We start from the raw sequence: 20,204 nt of genomic DNA on the forward strand, positions 1-20,204 counted from the left end.
CGTGACGCAGGCTATTCGATCGGCGCATGTTCTTTAAAAATCTATTCGATTCTTTTCGAGCGTCCCGTCCGTCCCCGGGGCGCTCAATGGAGCATACTGGCCCACCGTCGAAATTGTTCAGTTATTGAAGACTGAACTGAGTTGAATCAGAGACCTCGGCATTGTGCGTTTTCGGCTTCCGCCTTGGCGTGCTGCGGAGCTGAATTACTTGAACGCGATCATCTAAGTTCAAAAGTTATAGTTGAAAATGGTCGTTAGAAACACCAAAGATCTGCGCTAGGCTGTCATAGCAAGAGTCGGCCACGCGCACGAGACTTTGCTCGGTTAGAAATATCGCGTCCTGCGAAAATTGGGCCTGTGATAGCAACACGTAACGCTCTATTTGAATGTTCTTGCGGTCCATCAAACCACATAGTACGAAGTCTGTTGGCATAGCAAAGCGTAAGGGGACTCGCCAGCGTGATCGGCCAGTGTTATCTAGACGGCAGGCCGCGACTGCGATTTTTACGTGGACAACGCCGTTAAGCAAAAGAACGTTATTCCATTCCGTTGTACAGGAATTACCGCCAGCGCTCTCTGCATACCGTCTAACTGCTGCAAGCAAGTCTGTCGCCAATAGTCGGGTAGTGCGATAACTCAGGGTGCCAGTCGCAGTCCGCAGGGGCGGTAGCCCCGCTGCCGCATACGCGCGCAAGTATCCGCCGAATAAAGCGTTGATGATGCCGCCGCCTGGTAAGGAAGGATCGCCACGGCAGAGTGCTATGTTGATCGTACCGTGGTGTTTATAGATTGCGCGCAATTGCTTCAGTATAGCTTCGCGCTGAGGACCGCTAGCATTCTGGTGTCTGATCTGTTGCGCCTGATCGAAAACGGTGGCGTCAACTATCGGTTCCAGTGCCCCGTTACAGCATATCCATTGCGTCGGCTGATTTGGGGTAACAGGACTGCCCATGCGACGCGTCGTCTGGTTGTAGAGTAGATCACCGCAATAGCGTCGGTTCACTAGAATGCGACGCACTGCGGTTGAACTCCAAATTTTTCCTGAGTCCCTCGATGACGCATCTTTGCGCAGTAAGGCTGCAATCCGGCGGTCACTCAGCCTGCGGTCCACATAGAGTTGGAAAATTCGCCGAACAACGGCCACCTCGTCAGCAGGGCCATGCACCAGCGCCACCCGATCAGTCGCAGTGGCTTTACGTTCCCCCGGCATCAGCGGTGTGCGTCTGGTACCATTCGCTGCGACGGATACACGACGCAAGCCGTAGCCGGGCTTACCACCTTGCTTGAATCCCATGCTCGAGAAACGGGATTGTGCCGCCAGCACCTTAACGCCCAACTCGCGACTGTATTCCGCGGCCATGATGCGTTTGATACCTTTCAAAAGTGCGCTCATCGGCGTTCCGTCCGCTACAAACGTTTCTGCGCAGTACTGCACGGACACCCCGCTCCGACGACATAAGTGTTCGTAAAATGCGCTTTCGTCGACATCCTGAAAACGCCCCCAGCGACTAACGTCAAAAACCACAACAACCGAAAATCCGCAGCTTGTACTGGTCACCTCCGACAACAGCGAGAGCAACCCTGGTCGATTATCCACTTTCAGTCCGCTATGCCCGGCGTCAACAAATGTCCGCACAATGACTAAGCCTTTTGCGTCAGCGTACCGTCTGATCGCATCCAACTGGTGCTGAACGGAGTGGTCCTGCGTCGCTCTCGACATGCGCACATAGGCCGCTGCCGGTAACGTGGGTGTCACAGCGGGTATCGAATCGTTTCTGTTCATCTCGCCTCCATTCATGGCCATAGGCGGTTGGCACTAGGTGCCTCAACATGCGCGGAGCGGCAATCGCCCTTTTTCTATATGTATCGGCATTCAAGCCGCTACGGATCTACATGTTGATTTTTCGCAAATCGTCATTCGCTGCGAAAGAATATTGTGTAGCAATGGAATTACGAACCTACCGCTTTTGTCTTGCTGCGCGAGCGCTTTCGGCCACGCACGGAAGTTATTTTGCCGCAGTCTTCCTGTTTGAGAACGGTATTGGGATTGAAGCTGCCTTGTTGGCGCTTGCTTACCGAGGACCTGTAGCAGGTTAAGGCAGTCATGATATTGTGGAGAGATATCCACCCGCATGTCATGGTGACATATGGCGACGCAGAGCGGAAGACAGTTAGGAGTGCCCTCTCAAAGAAGGCGAGTGGCTCTTTATATGCGCATGTCTAGCGATGGCCAGATTGAGTCGATACCGAATCAACGGTTAGCACTCTCCACCTACGCTCGACACCATAAAATGCAAATAGTTCGTGAGTATGTCGACCCAGGCAGAAGCGGAGTCGCCATTCGGCAACGCAGCGGTATGCTCAGACTGATTCACGATGTAACTGCTGGCACGGGAGTAGATTTCGACGCGGTGTTGGTCTATGACGTTGCTCGCTGGGGACGCTTTCAGGACCCTGATGAGAGTGCGCATTACGAATTTATATGTAAGAACGCCGGTATTAAAGTCATCTACGTGGCTGAGTTGTTCGCCAATGATGACTCTTTGGCGGCTTTACTCCTGAAGACACTTAGCCGGGCACGAGCTGCTGAAGATAGTAGAGTCCTGTCAGTCAAGGTATTCGCTGCACAATCGCGTTTGGCTAGAAAGGGCTTTAAGCAAGGCGGACCTGCCGGTTATGGACTGCGCCGCGCTTCGATCGAGCCGAGTGGAAACGTTAGACGGGAGCTTGAGGCGGGCGAGCGAAAAGGGGCATTGACTGACCACGTGGTGTTCGTACCGGGACCCGTGAGTGAAGTCGCATGGGTACGCCGAATCTTCGACTGGTACGTGTATGGGGATATGGGGGACACTGAAATTGCGCGCGCGCTGAATGCTGCTGCTGTTCCTTCCGAGTCAGGACGTCTTTGGACACCACCAATCATCGCCAATATGCTGACCAACGAGAAGTACATTGGTACCCTCGTCTACAATCGTACAACGCAAAAGCTGCAGACTACTCCGACGAAAAACCCTAATCGGGAATGGATTCGAAAACGCGATGCTTTTCCTGCACTGGTTGATCGCGAAGTGTTCTGCCGTGCACAAGAGCTAAGAAGCCAGCGAGCTCAGCGCTTTTCACGTGAAGAACTGTTGGGCATGCTGCGCATGGTATATCGAGAACATGGAAAAGTTTCGACGAAGCTCATCTCCGAGGATGCGCGCTTGCCCTCAATTAACGTCTTCATGAATAGATTTGAGACGCTGACTAAGGCCCTTGAGTTCGCTGACATTCCGCCCACCCCTCGCGCCACAAAGCTGCTTCAGAACTTTCGCAAAACGGAGGCGATGCGACGAGAAAAATTTTTAGAGATATGTGAGTGCGTAATATGTGCTGGAGCAAGTATATCGTCAGGGCATCATAAAAATACTTTTATGATCAATGACGAAGTTCTGGTTCGGATGCACGTTAGTCGGGCCAGACGCCTTCATGAGAGCAAGCCATTTCGTTGGTACTTCCCACTTCGCTGGCCGGAGGAAACACAGTTTGTGATTGCCGTTCAACTGGAACCAAACTATGCAGAGATACGCGCGCTTTATTTGGTCCCATCTGCAGATTTTTCATATCCTATGTTGATTATGCGCGAAGAATGGCCCGATGAATATCGTCGTTACCGTTACTCCTCGCTAGAGGAAATGTTTGGGCTGTAGTGCACCAAATCGATGTTCGGCTTTGCACAAAGGCGACGGGGCTGTGATGCAAAATGGTTCCAGGATCGCCACAAATACTCACAATTCGTGGCACGTCGGCTAAACTATCTGCAGAGTGTATCCGTGCAGGAGTAGCGATGAATGATAAAAAAGCAGACGACGAGGCTATGATCGCGAAGTATAAAGCGGACGCAGCTGCGCGGAGACAGCTCAGTAAGACCAAGCTCGTCGCGATGGCGCCGCTGGCTGTTCAGCCCAAGGATGGCGTGATCACCGTACGGTTTGGAGAGGGTGCAAAGCCACTGTCCGCGTTAGGAGGGGTAGTCAAGGTGCTCGGCCAATCACGCATCAAGATACCGGAAATGAAGGTGCGTCGAAGTTAGCACAACAATGCAACGATAGCGTTGATTGGAAAGTTGAGGGAATCGGTCGATGCGCGCGCATCCACTGTATTGGCTTCAATGAGAAATCGGCAAACCGTTCTTCCTGACGAAATACTGCCGTCCCCCATCGATACTGGGGCCGGAAACGATCTCGAGCTGGCAACTGGTAGCCCAGCGAAGCGCACTTTGTTTGCTCACACCATTTCGGGAAGCGGCTATACTCAATGGCTCTATTTGTGCCGTGAATCTGGCGATTTCGAATTCGGTAATGTACCTCGCCGCGCGGCGGCCGATCCGAGTACTAATGACCTTGACCAGGCCTCTGTCGACTAAGTGATATAGAACTTCTTGTTTTAGTTTGAGGCGCTCTGCAGCTTGGGGAATCGAGATGAGCTCGTTGATGGGAGCGGAGCATTCGGCCAGTACAGCCTTAGTATCTAGCCGGCACACTAGAATTTCACGGGCATGATTGGGTATGCCGGCACTGCTGATTATCCCGGATAATAACGCGGTGAAAAAGGCTGCGGTGTGCGGTAATGGAACCGCTGTCCTTAACAAGCTGTCGAGCGGGATGAGATCGGTCCCTGATGGTCTTTTTGCAGGTGTCTGGACAGCGCCCCGCAGTAGATCTGCGATTGATTCTCTATCGACCTTCCGGCCGTCCCCGTTGATCAAGCCCATTTTGATTAAACACGTTAAGCGTGCGATGGACAATCCATAGATTCTTGAGGCCGCTGCATGCGGCAGCATGCCAGCGGACTTGCTTTGAATAGCTTCAATCACCGATGGCGCCACGGCAAGCATTGTTCGTCCTGCGCCGGTAACGCGGGCTGGCGGTGTAACCCCATGCGAAGAGAGTATTTCTAAGACGCGCTCAGGACGAATGTGCAGGCGTTTCGCGCACTCAGTGGCGCTGAGGGTAACTCGACTTGCTTTCCATGATATCGCTTCTGCATTGTTTGATTGCTCTTGCAGATAAGTACGCACCCATCCAAGTATCACCTCCTGCGCAGAATGAGGCAGTTGCCGTCGAATTTTGGTGAGTAGCGCTGGGAATGCATCTCTCATTAACTGTGCACTTGTCGCAGACGATGGTTCCCTTCGTATTCTGCGAAGCAGATCGTGGAATGCTATTTCGCCACCAAGCATGATGGCGGTACCTGTGCCGATGAGGATTCGCAGATGTCGGATCGCGTTGGCGGAAGCTTTCTTCAATGGTTTATTGTTTAGACCAAAAGTATGGAGTGCTCCTAGCAAGCGCGCTACCCGCCAGCGATGTTCAACAATGAGGTGAGCCCACCAACGAGAAGCGTGTTGATCTGACGGGGAGATAAGCGCGATCAACTCAGCACTCAATGGTGTCGAGGTGATGGTAACAAGCGACCCACCGCAACTGCAGGAGAGAAAACGGGCGTTACGCCAACTGAGTTGGCGATCACAGCATTCACACGTATCAGTGAGCCAGCACTGATGAATTGGGCAGATCGGCACCGGACCGCTCCATTGTTCTAACCAGGTGGGAGCCTCTTGGTCTAGGCAAAGTGGACACCAGCGCGTGTGGCTGGCTTCTGGTTTGTCAGGGAGCGCCAGACCGGCGCAATTATCTAGCCAGCCTGGCGAGGGAAGGCCATTCGCATGCGCTAGCCGCAGCTTGTATCCATTGTGTGCCTCACCGAAGCGAAAGCATGGTCTGACAAGCAGGTGCGAAAAGGCGACTGGGCTCATGAGGTAGTGCTTCTTGAATTTACAGTGTCGGATCTGAGTCGAACAACGCGAGTTGCTGGGACTGTTGATGATGACAACGGCGTGTGCATCGCGATATCTCCTTCGCCCTTACCTCAGCCGCAGCATCCACGTAATATCCGGAAAGACCCGGGTGCTCTGGAACACGATATAGTTTTATCCGCCCTTCCAGTATCTCGTCGAGTATCGTTTTAAAGACAGATGGTGGGGTAGATGGGCCGAGCAACCAATCGTCGAAGAGAGGCAAGCGCTGTGTGGGCTGCCCGATCATTAGACGCGCAGTACTCTCGAGTTTTATCGTGAGCGTATTGATCTCGTCGATGCGGTGATACGCCCAAATACCTATTTTAAAGGGCCGGCAAATCCCGTTGCGGTGTAATGCTCTCCAGATTGTTCTATTGATATTCCAGTGCTTCATCAATTGCACTGGCGTCATGCAATCGCTTAGCCACCTTCTGCAAGATTCGATCTCTGCCTGGTGTACAAAGAAAAATACTCGCTTACCAAACCGTACTTTTTTTACTCGCTCGAAAAAATTGGCTCGGACCAGAAAATGAACGAAGTTGGTATCCCGTCCCAACAACAATTCGGCGTAGTTCAGGCTTACGTATCCCTCGGGATGATACTGGATGGGCAAGGCGCCTTGCGCTGATGGACAGTACATTTCGGGTGAAGTGGCATGTAACCGATCAAGCAGCTCCTGGAGCGGTAGGGATCGCAAAAGAGGGGAGCTCTGTTCTGTGTCCTTCATCAGTGTCCGGAGGCACCTCGCCGCAGCGCGTCGCTCGGAGAGGTTTTTCAATGAGGTTAAAAAAGCGACGATCGCGCCATAGGAGGGGGATATGGTCAGGCCGGCATCGCGGAGCCATTGGGCTCGTTGGCTCAAGCGCGAGTGGCCCCTGACAGGTATTTCTGGCCCTTCGCCGGTACTGATCACCGCATCGAGAATGTACTCGGCTAAGAGGACCCAAGCCAAGTGTTCTGCTACATGCTCCGAGTCGCCCTCGATTGAGGCGCGCTCGAACGCTTCCCACATCCCCAGTGCGTAGTTTTTCTCCGCCGGCATGGGGCAGGTTGCGCCGTCCCATAGTTGACTGTCAGTGATCTCGTTGAGCTGAATCGGGTTAGGGTAGTTCACGGTAACGCACAGCGCCGGTTCCACTAATCCTGTTTTCAAGTGCAGATGATGTTTCGTGCACATTTCCAGTCGTGTGAGTCGCCATCGTGTTTGTACACAGCGCTCTTCCTGAAAGCAGGCAGGGCAATACCGAATCGGCGAACCCGTCTTTTTTTTTGCCCATATCGGGAGGGGCGATAAATAACTCTGCGCATCTGATTCTACCTTTGGTCCGAGTTCAAGTGCGATGCTCTTGAGGCGCTCGATATGGCTCGCTGACGGATAACGCAGACCGTTGGCACGAGCCACACGCACAAGGTAGCTCTCAATCCATTCGCCTGGTTTTTTTGCAGGACGTATCGGCGCGATGGGCGCGCTAGCAATGGTGGTCATCGTTTAGTTCTCCCTGGGCGCAAATGGTTCATCACTTTTTGTCAGTGGCGTATTCGTGAAGTTCGCACAGAATGGATTTCGATCATTGGGGGCGTCGGCATAGATGACTTGTCGGAATGCCTCTTCTAAAGTGGATAGCCGTATTTTTTGCGAGCCATCGCGAAAGGCAATTTCAACTGCTCTCACGAGCAGGCGACGTAAGTCTCTAAGATATCCATTCGTCGCGAAAAGCATTTTTTTCGGTAGATCTCCGCTGGTCAACTTGATGACCTCGACGCCGGCCAGCATCTTGGTAAATGTGACGAGTACCTCACAAAACCGGTGCGTCTCTACTTCGTTTGCAACTGAAAATGGTTTGATATGAATGATCTCGCGAAACCGGCTGCGTAATTGATCATTTGCCTTTAATAGCCGCATCGCCCGTGGAATACCCGCCATGACGATAGGAATGCCGGCTTGGTCCAAGAACACTTTGAGCCAATCCGCGGTGTAGTGGTGCGTTTTGATTCCGCCCTTGTCGACCAGGTGATTCACCTCGTCCAATAGAATGACTTTAACCTTGCATTGTTTGAGCAGGCAGTGCAGTTGAAAGGTGAGATCTTTGATTTTGCCCCGGTCCCAAAAAGGTGAGCCTAGTGCAAGCAGCATGGCACTAGCGAGCGCGCTCGCGTTGCCATTTGCAGGAACACTCACATAGAGAACAGGTACCTCGGTATATTCTGGGTGAACGACCGGCGGATATTTACTCCGAAATTTTTGTAATACACGAGATTTTCCGACACCTGACTCCCCCAATACGAGTAAGTTTTCGGGTTCTTCGTTGGTTCGTTCGTGCTGGATGAGCTGAGTCATTCGATCAGTCAAGGAAACAACATGCGGTAAGTTGACGAAAGCGCGCGTGATGATTTGCACGATGAGCATCGGTTTATCCGGAGCATTCATTGGTCACCTCCAATATCACTCGTCATTTCGAAATCAAAGCCGCTGAAATTCGCGGCCGGGGCCGCTGAGGTATCTTCGTTAGGCCTATTGAGTACGACCTTGTCCGGCGCCGGCGTCGGGCGATGCATCTCTTTACTGGTTTTATTGGCGAGATTGGCCCCATGTTTCCTGTTCTTTAATTTCTTATCTGCGGAGGCCTTAGCTACCAGGTCGCGGACGATATCACGTGCGGAGGCACGGGTGCGTTGATATGCATCGGTAGCATGGATCGCGCGCTTGGCCGCCTTACCTTGGGTTAGCGTAAGCCCCAAGTAGTCGTTGTCGACATTAGGTACTTCGAAATACTTTTTCTCATATGGGTCCCACACATGAATGTGCCCTACATCATGTCTTGGCCATTTGACCTCCACGCTTGTCTTCTTCTCGGGAAGCATGCAGCGCAGATTGGACAGTTGTTTCGAGGCATAGCGATGGGTGTTGAGATCGATGCCGTATTGCTGGACTTTAGAGACACAAGATTCTGAAAATTCAATTTCAAGGTCTTTTGCGTTCGCTTTGAGCTGGGGAGGATGTTGAGCAGCGCTTTCACGCCATACTTCAATTGGTGTTCTGCGTCCAAGTCCACCGTGAGGTCGTAAATGATAGACGCCGAGTATCCACGTATGAATCATCTTATCCAACTCCGCCAGGGTAATGCACGCATCGTTCTCAGCTTTGAAACCGATGCGATCAGTAATGCGGGCTAGTGTTGTGCCAGGTAAACGATGGATGAATGAATAGTTGAACGTGCGATTGAACCGCTCGATAAATGGCTTGTCGTTGGGCTCACGGGAACCTGAGAACTCGGAGATCACGCCCACGTTCAATAGGGCATCGGCAACCGCAAAGGCGTGGAATTCCCGCCCGTTATCCATGAGTAGGCGCTCCATCCAGCCGTAGCACTCCCAAGTCACGTTGAGATCTGGATAGCGATCTTTTATATAGCTTTTTGGCAGCATCGCATGCCGAAGCGCCTCGAAAACTGCCGGCGTCCCATGACCGGCCAGCGAAAGATGATATCCGAGTACGCAGCGCGAGTAGCGATCGAAGACAAAGGTGATGCTTGGCCTGCCGATGGTTTTCCTGTTGTCGTCAACAACCATCAGATCTACGGGGGTGTGGTCGATCTCAACCAGTTCGAGTATTCTGGAGACACGGCGCGAGGCCAACGTCGCACCGTAGCGGCGATCTGCTTCTCGTTTACCATAACGCGCCACGGCGATATCGTAGGCATAAAGCCGACTGATCCGGCGCTGGATGGTCCGAAAACTTGGAACTATTAGCCACTCACTTTCAATCAGCGTCGTGTTTTTAAGCGCAATAGTCTTGGATACCGCATCATGAACTTCTTCTGCTGAGCCAGTCTTTTGCGCTAAAAAAATGCTCTCGATTTTTTCGTCGATGATGGCTTCGACTTCGGCGTTTAAGCGTGATTTGTTTTTACCGCCCCGTGAATTAATTTTTGAGAACAACGCACGAATGTCTTTCTTGGCTTGCTGAAATAGCTTGTGCCAGCGATAGACTGTGGTGACGTGCGGTGGTACAGATTCGTTGCGCTCTTGGCTGATCTTGCCGATGGCGTTGATGAGCTGCTGCTTGGTTCCTTTAAATGCGCATTCATCAGTGAGCTTGACGATGTAGTCGATCTGGCGCCGGGAGGCTGATTGCGCTGCTGGTGATGTCGACGGCTCCGCATGCTGTCGTACTTGGGTCGGCGGGAACTGGCTCTGGTGCTGAAGATTGAAGGGCGCGATGGTTAAGGCGCCCTTGGCATATTCCGCTAGCAGCGCATAGAGGTCGTGTGTTGAGAACTCTCCGGTGGTGGCGTTTTCGAGTTGCACACCCGTTGCAGTCCGCCGGTCGACGCGATATTCGATGCCGTTGCGAAAGATCGTTTGGTTCTTGATGAATGCAAGCATGATTCTCTCCCTTAAATGTGTTCGAAAAGTGCATCTGGATCACGGCGCATCACGCGTTGGAGCAACGCATCGCATTCTCGTTGTGCCGCATACCACCGGTGCAGCAACGCCGGCGGGGCAGTTTGCGTTTGATGAGGGTCCCATTGAATACTGTCGAGTGTCGGGTCGTAGCGGCCTGGGGCTGGGCGCAGGCGGAGGAGCGCCTTTAATTCTTCCTGCAAGCCAGCCGGACGTAGATCGGTGTCGAGAATGAGTAAGAACGGCGTCTGCGAGGTGTTGAAATGGGAGATGACGCGCCGTAGGCGGGCGGCGACATGCGAGTTTTTCTGGAAGTCGGCCGGCTTAATTTCGACGAAGTAGTCTCGGCCGTACATCGTGGCTTGTAGGTCCGGGGTGTAGCGCAAGCGTGGAGAGCCAGGCATCGCGAACACGCAGGGCTGCGTGATCAGTGATGAAACCGAACTGGCTACATTAAGCACCCGCAACGCGTCTTCTTCGATGAGGCTTTCAAAATTCAGTAACTTTCCTTTGTAGCTAGGAAAGCGACCCCGTACCCCGCGCCCGCTGACGGTCACGATCTCTCGCACTTTTCTGTCAGAGAGCATCTGGCCGATGTTCCTTATTGCGGTGGGGATCTCTAATTGGCTAAACCGACCGGGACGCGGCTTGGTCCGGCGTCCTACGGAAAGGTTCAAACTCATTGCTTGGGACGTGCTCGCCCCTCCTTGATGCTTAGTCATGGAAATCCTCGTCAAAGTAATGGGCGTGTTTTGCCCAGATCGCAATACAAAAATTACGAATTTTTCGACAAGGGGCTTGACGTGGAAAGGCGGGCAGTAGACACTTGATTTACTAGATCCGCATCACTGTTTTGCCAAAGGCGCCAACCCCTTGTGGGTTCGGTGCTTTTTTGGTTTTTAGCTCATGGTTATCCCTCTTTCCGTCGCAGACATTGATTGCTCAGAGCAGCGAGTGCACACTCTAATGAGTCCCACTCCCCTTCGTTAAAATCAGCCACCTGGCGTAGTAGCTTGTTGAGACGCGTCATGATCATTTCGTCTGCAGCCTGCCCCTCTACGACATCCAGCATGCGATCGATGACGGCGAGACAGCGCAACTTCGTGCGCAGAGACTCGTCGGCATTGAGCGTTGGCAATAGCTTGTCTACGACATCGCGATTGGGCGCCTTCCGTCGCCCGCACTCAACACTGGCTAAATAACTCGCGTCGATCCCTGCGAGGCGCGCAACTTCACCCTGACGCTTGTCCATGTGTATGCGCGCCACGTTGAATGCACGACCAAACAACATGCTTGCCATAATTTTCTTTCCAAAAAAAGAATAAATCTGGAATTAAAGTAGCCTAGGCAGGAAATGTTGTCAATATAATATTGTATTTGCAACAGCGAAAATCTGATAAAAATCAGATACTTAGCGGTGATTCCGGGGGCTATGGCGAGAGGGGAGGCGGGGGCATCTTCCTGTCTGCGTGGTCGTGACCGACTGGGAGAAAATGTGGATGTGGGTTGTTGTTTTTAGGGGAATCAGTCGATCAATTACACAGATCCCATTGCATCGGCGAAGCCCATATTGTCGTGGGGACGAAGCCGCCAGGGCGGAGGCTCGGGTTGCCCTTGAAATGCGCCTCGGCGATACGGATCTGCACTTTGTCTTCGGTGAGCTTCTCCACGTACCCGCTGTAAATAATGTCGCGGCCAGCTTCTTGGCACACGTGCGCGCCCACTTTGCGGATCATCGGCAAATCGCGTTGGCGCTGCGCGCTGACCTGTAGACCAGCGTCGGCCGCGGCGGCGAGTTCGTCGTTACGCATCGCCGACCATTCTTGTTGGCTGATGAATGCATGCTGCGCGGCCGGGTACAGTTCGCCCAGCGGAGATTTCTTGAATCGGTCCAGCATCACGATGGTTTGCGCCGGCCCGCGCAGTACGTATGCCACACCAGGCTGTGCCTCAAAAACGTACGTGTCCGGTGTGCAGTTCCGCGCACCGCCGCCATAGCACACATTCACCTCAATGGTATGTCGTCCCGGGAGGACGTTGACGCCCGGTCGGGTACGCACGCCAGGGAGGATGTTGCTGCCCTCTGCCGTCATCTGCAGCGCCATCCGGTTCGGACCGCGATCGATCTCGGTCACTGCGGCGCCATTCCCCGTGACGTCTTGCGGCACGAGCAGCGCATAGTGGTGCAGTTGTGCCTCGGGGATGGTGGTGGCGCATCCCGACAAGGCCAGCCCTACACCGATCATCACACACCGAAAGACCGCAGGGGAAGAGGGCATCGACAGCTCCAGAGGAAGGTTGATATGCAATATTTGTGGTCTTGCCACATATCGCGATGTTACCAGAATTTCTCCGTGGCACCACCATTCATGTGGTTACTCATCATGGAATGTGGAATATGGTCACGGCGCGGCAGGAGGGGCAGTTTGCGAAGAGGATTGGCAAGGCATTGGCCAAGCAGCGCATCGCGCGCAATCTGACCCAAGAACAAGTGGCCGCGCAACTGGGCGTCGAGCAGGAAACCATCTCGCGTTTTGAACGCGGCGCTACGTTGCCGCCGTTACTGCGCCTGATCGACCTGGCTGCGATTTTTAATGTGCCGCTGGACGCGCTGGTGCGTGCCGGCTCTGCCCGCTCCATTGATCAGGCCATTGATCTTGCGGGTGCCTTGGATACGCTGAGTGAAGAAGATCGCGTCTGGGTGCTCGGCTGGTTCACGGACATGTGCGCCAAACTTGCCGCGGCGGCGGACAGCAAGCGGTAAGCGGGCGCATGCCATCTCGTCTTGCGCACTCTAAACCGATTCCCCACTTTACGGTGGGCGAGGTCTACGACCGTCGACAGCATATACACGGTCCCTACGGCGGCAGCTTTCAAAGTGGCATCGCGCCATCGAGTGTGGTGGATGCGATTTTCATTTTTACCGGCGACACTGGTAGTCAATATGGCTACGCGGATGAAGAAGAAGTCGATGCGCAAGGCGTTCGCTCTTATTCATACACGGGCGAGGGCCAAGTCGGCGACATGGAACTCGTCCGCGGCAATCGCGCCATTCTGGACCACAGCAATGATGGGCGCGCGCTGCATTTGTTTCAGTCCTTAGGTAAAGGCAAAGGGCAGCGGTACGTCGGGGAGTTTGTGTATGCCGGTCACAAGTTCATGCCAGGACTAGATCGCAATGGAAATAGTCGGCGCCTCATCGTGTTTCGCTTAGTCGGTGTCGCCGACGCGCACGCGATTGAAGACGCCGTGGGGGAGGAGGAGGGTGTGCACACCGCCATCAGCATGACCTTAGTGGACGCGCGCCGCATGGCCTTAGCCGCTGCCGCCGGCGGCGCGATGCCCACCAAAGACTCGGCGGCCCGGACTTTGTATGTGCGCAGTAAAGCGGTGCGCGACTACGTGTTGATGCGGGCAGCAGGACGCTGCGAGTCCTGCGATCAGCCAGCACCCTTTATTCGCAAAAATGGCACGCCGTATCTGGAGCCGCATCACACTACACGGGTGTCCGATGGCGGTCCGGATCATCCACGCTTTGTCGGGGCGGTGTGCCCCGCGTGTCATCGCGAACTACATTTTGGGGTCGGCGGGGAGGCAAAAAACGCGGCATTACAAAAGCGCCTGCGTGATCTTGAGCGCGATTAAAGGCGGCGACGTCTCTGATTAAAGAATTTTGCAGTTTGGTCCCGCCTGCGCCCCAAATGTTTAGAACTCCAATGTAAAGTTTATTCCAAATTTAGCACCTGTATCAAATTCGATAGGAGATGCGCCGATTTCTCTTCTAAGGTCCATATAGGTGCCAGCTTTGACACCTGTAGGAATACGGATGACCAGCTCGTGTTTGGTATAATTTTTCGCCTCACTAAAATCTCTCCATTTCACAGATCGCATTTGAATTTTCCATCTTGAAATGTCCGCCAATATTAGTTCAGCTGCACTCTTAGATGACTCACCTGGGCTAAAGCCAAAACAGGAGAGGGGAAAATCAAGACGCCCCTCGGCCTTTACTCGTCTCAGCCCACCGGAATTTTCTCCCGGAGTTAATATATATTCTGGATCAGTAGATCTGTAGCGCTTACCAATCTGCGCACTAATACCAATAATAGGATTCACTCCAAGTTTCCAGCAAGTTTCATCTTGCGATATATATACTGGAACATAACCTACTTCGAGTAGAAGATCACGATTTTTAGTACTTCGATCCGTATCAGCACCGAAATGCGCAGTAATCACATGCATCTGCCCGTTGGACTTTCGAATAACAGTCCCATCTGGCAATGTTTTTGATTCAAGTCCAATAAGGTAGTGCTGAATGCCGTACCTGAAAGTCGCGCTTCCAAATTTCCCCTTCTCTGAAGCATCAATTTTTACTTCCCGAGAAAGGATATTAAAAGTTCCAGACGACGCATCTTGACTTGGGATTGTAGCCTGAAGCTGCTCGTTAATTGCAAAAGCATCTCCCATTTTTGCAAGCACGCGGACTGCAGATCCTTCAATCTCGTCCCTGATTGCGCCTACTGAAATCGTAGTAGGAGTTTTTTCTGTTTCGCTCGCCGTGCAGCATATCGATATAGAAAAAAAAACTCCTAGAGCAACGATCTTGTAAAGATAGGAAGTCATTTTTTCACCTTATCTTTCTTTTTTGAAGTTTTCTTTTTCAAAGCCGAATCGGTTTTGTTCTCACCGTCAATAATAGCTTGTGCCAGTGTTTTGCAATTTTGGCTAGACCAGTCCTTAGGCCAATCTTTTTTTGTTCCACCATTTATGAAGATGTCATAGCGTGAAACGTTCTTAAACATTAAGAGTGGAGATGCACCGGCAACCGCAATATCGCTCAGTGCGTCTGTAAATTGCGTATCGTGATCAACTTCCACGCCTGCACTTCGAAAATAACGTAAATTATCAAATAAAATGAATTCGACTACCTCAATCTTGATGGTCATCATTCTTCCTCTATTTAAAATATCTGCAGGAACGTATGGATGCGGCACTACTTCTGAATAGATACTATTGCCATAGGCAGTAAAAAATTAATTCCACATGGAAATTAATTTTGTAAAATGGCATGTTATTACTGTCAGCTTTATGGAAAAAAGCCTGACTTCCGAGCAAGTAGCGACTACTAGCATCAATGGAAACAAGTCACATTGTATTTTGACAATAACATATCAAGCTTTCAAGGCAATAAATTCTATTTATTTTTGATATAAAAGCGTTGCCATTATGATACATTTGTGACATTTGGTGAGAATTGCCTTTTCAAAAAAAGGCAAACTTAAAATTCGGAGAATTGACGGGTCTGCAAAAAATAACTAACAGGAGGGGAGGTGAATATGCTCTGGAGAACGGGCTTAATGCCTGCAATATTATTTTCAGGCATACTTATTGCGTGTGGAGATAACTTGCCCAAGAATTATCAACTGTTTGATACCAGCCTCGAAGCGCTACGTGCAGCTCCAACATCGTTAGTTTCCAGCACCGCGGGCTCTGTAGAACTCCTCGCTTCAGCCCAAGAGCTTTTGCAGACTGCACCAGATATAACGTCTGTTCACGTTGACCCTGTTTCTGGACAGCTTACAATTTCCGGGCGACCTAGCACAACTCAACGATCAGTTTTTTTGGGGGCAGCCCTTGTTAAACGCAAAATTGATGCAGGCTTTGATTTACAGAGTACGGAATGGGTTGCTCGAACTATTTGGGTTTTACAAGGTGAAACTTTTGCCTCTACAAGAGATCTTCAAGTAAAAAACGGGGTCATAGTTGCGTTGCTAGACGACCCTCCATTGAGGAAAACGCTCCCAACAATCATGATCGTTGAGTTTGTTTCAGCATCTAATAGTACCGCTCTAATTAAAGCGGACGTTGTTTGGATGTAAGCTATGCAATGTTAATTAATTTTTAAATCAAAATTTCAATCTCGAAGTTAATTAAATTTTACAGATTAATTATGAACAATTTGCCACTTCACATTTCAAGTGATTTTTACCAAAGTTTGAATGATGCGCAAAAGCAAACTCTTGTATTGATAGATGGTTGGCCAATGCAAAAAATTTTAGAAAAAATAGATATTAAAAATTTGGGCGGAGAAAAAGAATTAGATGCAGTTGTTTGGTATAAACAGTTCATATTTCTACGGTACTTAAGTAAAGTAGGAAAATTCGGAATTTACTCTAAGGCAATTGATGAGGTGTGGCATACTCACATTTTATTTACGCAAGATTATCTTAATTTTTGCATGAGTGTTTTTGGTGAATTTCTCCATCACGCCCCGTGCAATATAATGAAAAATACAAATGAGAGCTCAGATAAAAATTTTGAATGGCAAAAGGGTCTGGCAAGAAAATTCGATAAAATCACGGTTTCTCCCAGAATTCCGCCATATTGCCAAGGCTAGCTGCAGAGACGACCGATAGTCGTCTTTCTATACCACAATCGAGCATTCGTCATGTATGCGACCTAAAACGCCATATATTAATCGGCTTTCTTGAGGCCAAATAATTACTACTCGGATAGTGGTGAATCTGAGCACATGTTGATTGAAATACTAGCGAAGTAGTAAGTCGACAGACATGGATATGAAATGGCTTAACATTTGATGCGCGCGGCGTTATGGTTAGTGTCGCACGCGCGGAACAGTTAGCGGATACGCGCCGCATTGCCTTAGCCACCTGCGTTGCTGTGCTCGCAATAGAGTCGGCGGCACGGACCTTTATGTGCGCTGCAATGCAGTGCGTGATTACGTGTTGATGCGTGTGGCAGGGCGATTTGAACTGTGCGACGAACCTCGAAAGAACGGCGCGCATGTCTGAAGCCGCATCACACCACCTGGATGTCTGATGGCGGCCCGGATCATCCACGCTTTGTCGCGCGTCATCGCGAACTCCATTTTGGTGTTGGCGGCGAAGCAAAAAACGCGGCGTTGCAAGAACGCTTGCGTGCGCTTGAGCCCGATTAACGGCGGCGCCGGCGGTGGCCGGCGTTTTCGATCGCGACACGTAGTCCTGTCACCTGGCGCTCACGTGCCACTACCCACCCCACGCACGCTTAGTCCACGCCGTTGAGACGCGCACGGGCGGCTGCGGCATGGGCCGCTTTCATGGCGGCGGCCCGGTCTGGGCGTCGCTGCTGGTGTGCACTGTGCGGGGTGTATTGTGCGGCATCGACCATAAAGCGGGCGATGCCGACGCTGCGCAGATACAGCACTAGGGTGTCGAGTTTGCGGAACAGGCGGACTTGGTGGGAGCGCTGCGCTGCCAGGCCCCGTTCGGTCATGCCGTACTGCACGAGGATCGCCCATCCGGCCGGTTGGCCGATGACCTGGACCTGGCGTACCACCTCGGCCTCGGTGAGTTTGATAAACGTGGTGTGGTCGATGGTGGCGGTGGGCATGGTGATCTCCGCGATGGTGCGCTGCAGGTGATCAGGGCATGATACGCGCCCAATAAAACGGTGCAAGTGGCCGATTGATTGGGTGCGCCTTTAATTGGACATGACGCCTGTTCCACGAAACAGACTGTTTAGAACCAAGGCTTGTTCGAGAATTCTGATGCCACCATGAGTTCGGCCCTCCAGCTGACCGCGTTTGAGTTCACACCTCGGCGAGAGAATGGATGAATGAATGTTTGGAATGGTAGCCGACCTTCTGTGTCCCAAGTTTCCCAAATACACCCTCTAGACATAACTCTGCGACTACAGATGTATAGCCTCGTGCGATAAGTTTTTCCTTTACCTTACTGACGCTTTCGAAGTCTTGGTCGACTATCTTCTCGTTGTAGCCTTTTTCATCAAAAAAGTGTTTGATAAATGCTGCTTCGGTGATTAGGGCTTCAGATTCACGATCGATCGCCTTCTCCTTAAATTCCTCATACGTGATTAACGAACCAAATTCTCTCTTGGCAACTGATTTGCTTTCGATATCCATAAAATATACGACCACAACTTCATCCGCGGAAAGATCTGTGGTGATCGCCCCCCATTTATCATGTGTCCGCGTACGTTTGAGCACACCATTCTTACTCTTTCCGACGTAGATAACCTCGAGTGGACTCAGCACCTCCCAATCAAAGACATGAGCAAGCTGAATGGGCGACATGATGTTGCGAGATTCCATGTTTCCCTGTTTTATCGATTGCAAGAGTTTGCAATCGATATAAAGTAGTTCCTCAGTTGATAGTTTGAGGTCGATGCCGCTATATTGTCGATATGCTTGAGAAGGGGTAAGGGACGGAGATGCTTCGAACTTCCAGAGTGACATTACCTTAGCCGCCCACTCCTCCCAACTCTCGAACTTGTCCGTGACTCCCGAACGAGCAAAAAGATATTTAGCGACGTTAAATGCCACTTTTTCTCGCCGCTCGCCGACCATTACAGTTCCGTTGATCACAAAGTCAGAGCTAATTGAGAATGAGTCAGGGATAAACTTTATCCGCGCCATTTTTACCATCATGTATAGCATAGATTTCTTCCGATGGAACTCGTCGAAACTACTCTTGCAATCTTCGTTGTAAAGTAAATCTTTTTCGATGGGATGGTACTCACAAATGTGAGTCGAAAAGACAAGTGTATCGTTAATAGGCTGGAATTTGGTCATCGTTTCAGGCATTGGAAATGAGTAAGGCGATACTGATCGGGCCAAACGCGGAAGGTTATGTGGCGTAGGTAGTCAGAAAGGTATTTTTCAAAAATATTATTCAGTTGCTAGCGCAAGATCAATTAAAATGAATCCAATGAATCCAATGAATTCAAATCGGTTTTAAATTATGGGGGATTAAAAGTAAAACGAGATGCAATTTGGTATAAGCAGAAAACTAGGTAGCCGTCGCTATATAATTTAAAGCCGATGACATCGTACTAAATACTCGATCAGCTGCTTGTCGTATCATCTCAAAATGTCTTTTTCTTGAGGAATCGCTCAGCTGATCTACAAAGATAACTTGCTTACCAAGTGCCTTCGCATATCCAATCTCCAGAGCAAGTGCATATCCCCCCGGATTACTTTCTTCCATATTGGCTAGCAAAATATCGCATTCTCTGATGGCTCGAAGATCCCATTCGGTATATGCAGCTGGTTCTTCAATATTATGAATGCTCGGATCTAGTATGTCGAAGTTGCTGAGCTCTTGTGACGCAAAATTCTGCCATCCCGACTTAAAACCACCGGCAAGATAAATTCGCCTTCTAGGCCTTTCCATCATTTTTTTCTTTCTTCTCAGTAAAATATAAGGCTGCATAGGCAACACTAAAAGGAGTGGATAGCGCGCGTCTATAAAACTCAGCGCCCCGCATAAAACATAACCATGCTGATATTAATAACAACGTCGTTTGCAGCATCAAAGGAGGCGCGTTCTTATAGTTGGCAAGATTATCTGAAAAGAAGCTATTGCAAATTAGATAATCAAATAATAAAACAACAAGGGCTGACCCAACTCCTAGGCAAAGTAAACCGATAAACATAAATCGTCTAGCGACAGCAGAGGCTTCCATACTTATGGACATGGCTAAGCTACGAAGATCATTGAATTTCCATGTCGAAACTGACGATTCGGAAGATCCGCCTTGTAGTAATATCCGCTCGTCGATGGCGACTCTAAAAGTCTTATATGCAGCACCTTCCTCAACTGTCGCTTGAATTTCGTTTATAGTTTTCAGGCCAAGCTTTTTCGTATATTTGAAATTACTCAGCCAAGCCAATGGTTTTTCGAGACATTTGCTATGAAAGCTAAGCAATAAATGACCTGCAGCGAAAGTGAAAAGCAATGCTATTATCCAAAATGCATTAGAAATTTCCATTTTTTGTTTTTCAATTTCATTGACATGAATAATTAGCAAACCACTTAATAAAACTGCCCCTGGAATAATTGCACCAATGATATCGTTAAAAAATAACGTCAATGTTTGGAGTGCGCTTTCAGGTTTCATATGTTTTGGAGATTAGTTTTTAATTGTTGGCTTTTTATAATTT

At 50.5% G+C, this 20,204-nt stretch carries 21 protein-coding genes; 7 read left to right on the forward strand and 14 right to left on the reverse strand.

The genetic code is table 11. The annotated features are described in order from the left end of the window. Positions 1-235: 235 nt before the first annotated feature. Complete coding sequence (locus tag GTP46_RS22850; protein WP_161008932.1) at positions 236-1,783, reverse strand: recombinase family protein; 1,548 nt, start codon at positions 1,781-1,783, stop codon at positions 236-238. Positions 1,784-1,830: 47 nt separating this feature from the next. Here GTP46_RS22850 and GTP46_RS22855 point away from each other — a divergent pair, with 47 nt between their 5' ends. The 3 genes from GTP46_RS22855 to GTP46_RS22865 all read left to right on the forward strand — a co-directional run bounded on the left by GTP46_RS22855 (position 1,831) and on the right by GTP46_RS22865 (position 4,072). Then, entirely contained in the window at positions 1,831-2,097 is a 267-nt protein-coding gene (locus GTP46_RS22855) for a hypothetical protein (RefSeq protein ID WP_161008933.1), read from the forward strand. 113 nt (positions 2,098-2,210) lie between these two features. Continuing rightward, the gene (locus GTP46_RS22860; RefSeq protein WP_161008934.1) at positions 2,211-3,689 is read left to right on the forward strand and encodes a recombinase family protein; all 1,479 of its coding nucleotides are present in this window, start codon (positions 2,211-2,213) and stop codon (positions 3,687-3,689) included. Between the two features lie 137 nt (positions 3,690-3,826). Beyond that, positions 3,827-4,072, forward strand: a complete 246-nt coding sequence (locus GTP46_RS22865; protein WP_161008935.1) for a hypothetical protein — start codon at positions 3,827-3,829, stop codon at positions 4,070-4,072. Between the two features lie 75 nt (positions 4,073-4,147). On the opposite strand, the gene GTP46_RS22870 is transcribed toward GTP46_RS22865, so the two are convergent. The 7 genes from GTP46_RS22870 to GTP46_RS22900 form a co-directional block, all read right to left on the reverse strand. Further along, complete coding sequence (locus tag GTP46_RS22870) at positions 4,148-5,416, reverse strand: hypothetical protein (protein WP_161008936.1); 1,269 nt, start codon at positions 5,414-5,416, stop codon at positions 4,148-4,150. Between the two features lie 400 nt (positions 5,417-5,816). Continuing rightward, positions 5,817-7,325, reverse strand: coding sequence for a TniQ family protein (locus tag GTP46_RS22875; protein WP_161008937.1), 1,509 nt, complete (start codon positions 7,323-7,325; stop codon positions 5,817-5,819). 3 nt (positions 7,326-7,328) lie between these two features. Next, on the reverse strand, positions 7,329-8,267 hold the full coding sequence (locus tag GTP46_RS22880; RefSeq protein ID WP_161008938.1) for a TniB family NTP-binding protein: 939 nt from the start codon (positions 8,265-8,267) through the stop codon (positions 7,329-7,331). Then, positions 8,264-10,225, reverse strand: a complete 1,962-nt coding sequence (locus tag GTP46_RS22885) for a TnsB C-terminal domain-containing protein (protein ID WP_161008939.1) — start codon at positions 10,223-10,225, stop codon at positions 8,264-8,266. The genes GTP46_RS22880 and GTP46_RS22885 overlap by 4 nt, the downstream gene beginning before the upstream one ends. An 11-nt stretch (positions 10,226-10,236) precedes the next feature. Further along, entirely contained in the window at positions 10,237-10,965 is a 729-nt protein-coding gene (locus GTP46_RS22890; protein WP_161008940.1) for a hypothetical protein, read from the reverse strand. 188 nt (positions 10,966-11,153) lie between these two features. Next, positions 11,154-11,543 (reverse strand): helix-turn-helix domain-containing protein, encoded by a 390-nt coding sequence (locus tag GTP46_RS22895; RefSeq protein WP_161008941.1) that lies wholly within the window; start codon positions 11,541-11,543, stop codon positions 11,154-11,156. A gap of 232 nt (positions 11,544-11,775) precedes the next feature. After that, a complete protein-coding gene (locus GTP46_RS22900) occupies positions 11,776-12,552 on the reverse strand; it encodes a hypothetical protein (protein ID WP_161008942.1) in 777 nt (258 codons plus the stop codon). Positions 12,553-12,578: 26 nt separating this feature from the next. Here GTP46_RS22900 and GTP46_RS22905 point away from each other — a divergent pair, with 26 nt between their 5' ends. Continuing rightward, entirely contained in the window at positions 12,579-13,007 is a 429-nt protein-coding gene (locus tag GTP46_RS22905; protein ID WP_229259061.1) for a helix-turn-helix domain-containing protein, read from the forward strand. Positions 13,008-13,015: 8 nt separating this feature from the next. Then, positions 13,016-13,888, forward strand: a complete 873-nt coding sequence (locus tag GTP46_RS22910) for an HNH endonuclease (RefSeq protein ID WP_202414402.1) — start codon at positions 13,016-13,018, stop codon at positions 13,886-13,888. A 60-nt stretch (positions 13,889-13,948) separates the two neighbouring features. Here the strand turns inward: GTP46_RS22910 and GTP46_RS22915 are convergent, their stop codons facing one another. After that, on the reverse strand, positions 13,949-14,863 hold the full coding sequence (locus GTP46_RS22915; RefSeq protein ID WP_161008943.1) for a hypothetical protein: 915 nt from the start codon (positions 14,861-14,863) through the stop codon (positions 13,949-13,951). Continuing rightward, positions 14,860-15,189, reverse strand: coding sequence for a hypothetical protein (locus GTP46_RS22920; protein ID WP_161008944.1), 330 nt, complete (start codon positions 15,187-15,189; stop codon positions 14,860-14,862). Before GTP46_RS22920 ends, GTP46_RS22915 begins: the two co-directional genes overlap by 4 nt. Positions 15,190-15,570: 381 nt before the next feature. Here GTP46_RS22920 and GTP46_RS22925 point away from each other — a divergent pair, with 381 nt between their 5' ends. Together GTP46_RS22925 and GTP46_RS22930 are read left to right on the forward strand one after the other, a co-directional pair. Then, positions 15,571-16,119: a hypothetical protein gene (locus tag GTP46_RS22925; protein ID WP_161008945.1), complete on the forward strand. Its 549-nt coding sequence runs from the start codon at positions 15,571-15,573 to the stop codon at positions 16,117-16,119. Between the two features lie 71 nt (positions 16,120-16,190). Next, positions 16,191-16,637, forward strand: a complete 447-nt coding sequence (locus tag GTP46_RS22930) for a UCP032817 domain-containing protein (protein ID WP_161008946.1) — start codon at positions 16,191-16,193, stop codon at positions 16,635-16,637. Between the two features lie 650 nt (positions 16,638-17,287). Here GTP46_RS22930 and GTP46_RS22935 read toward each other — a convergent pair. From GTP46_RS22935 to GTP46_RS22950, 4 genes are all read right to left on the reverse strand, one after another. After that, positions 17,288-17,632, reverse strand: coding sequence for a hypothetical protein (locus tag GTP46_RS22935; RefSeq protein WP_161008947.1), 345 nt, complete (start codon positions 17,630-17,632; stop codon positions 17,288-17,290). A gap of 199 nt (positions 17,633-17,831) precedes the next feature. Further along, entirely contained in the window at positions 17,832-18,833 is a 1,002-nt protein-coding gene (locus tag GTP46_RS22940; RefSeq protein WP_161008948.1) for a hypothetical protein, read from the reverse strand. Positions 18,834-19,050: 217 nt separating this feature from the next. Next, a complete protein-coding gene (locus GTP46_RS22945) occupies positions 19,051-19,437 on the reverse strand; it encodes a nucleoside 2-deoxyribosyltransferase domain-containing protein (RefSeq protein WP_161008949.1) in 387 nt (128 codons plus the stop codon). After that, positions 19,421-20,161: a hypothetical protein gene (locus GTP46_RS22950; RefSeq protein ID WP_161008950.1), complete on the reverse strand. Its 741-nt coding sequence runs from the start codon at positions 20,159-20,161 to the stop codon at positions 19,421-19,423. Before GTP46_RS22950 ends, GTP46_RS22945 begins: the two co-directional genes overlap by 17 nt. Positions 20,162-20,204: the final 43 nt, after the last annotated feature.

Origin of the sequence: Duganella flavida (assembly GCF_009857445.1) — a bacterium.
Taxonomy (GTDB): domain Bacteria; phylum Pseudomonadota; class Gammaproteobacteria; order Burkholderiales; family Burkholderiaceae_D; genus Rugamonas; species Rugamonas flavida.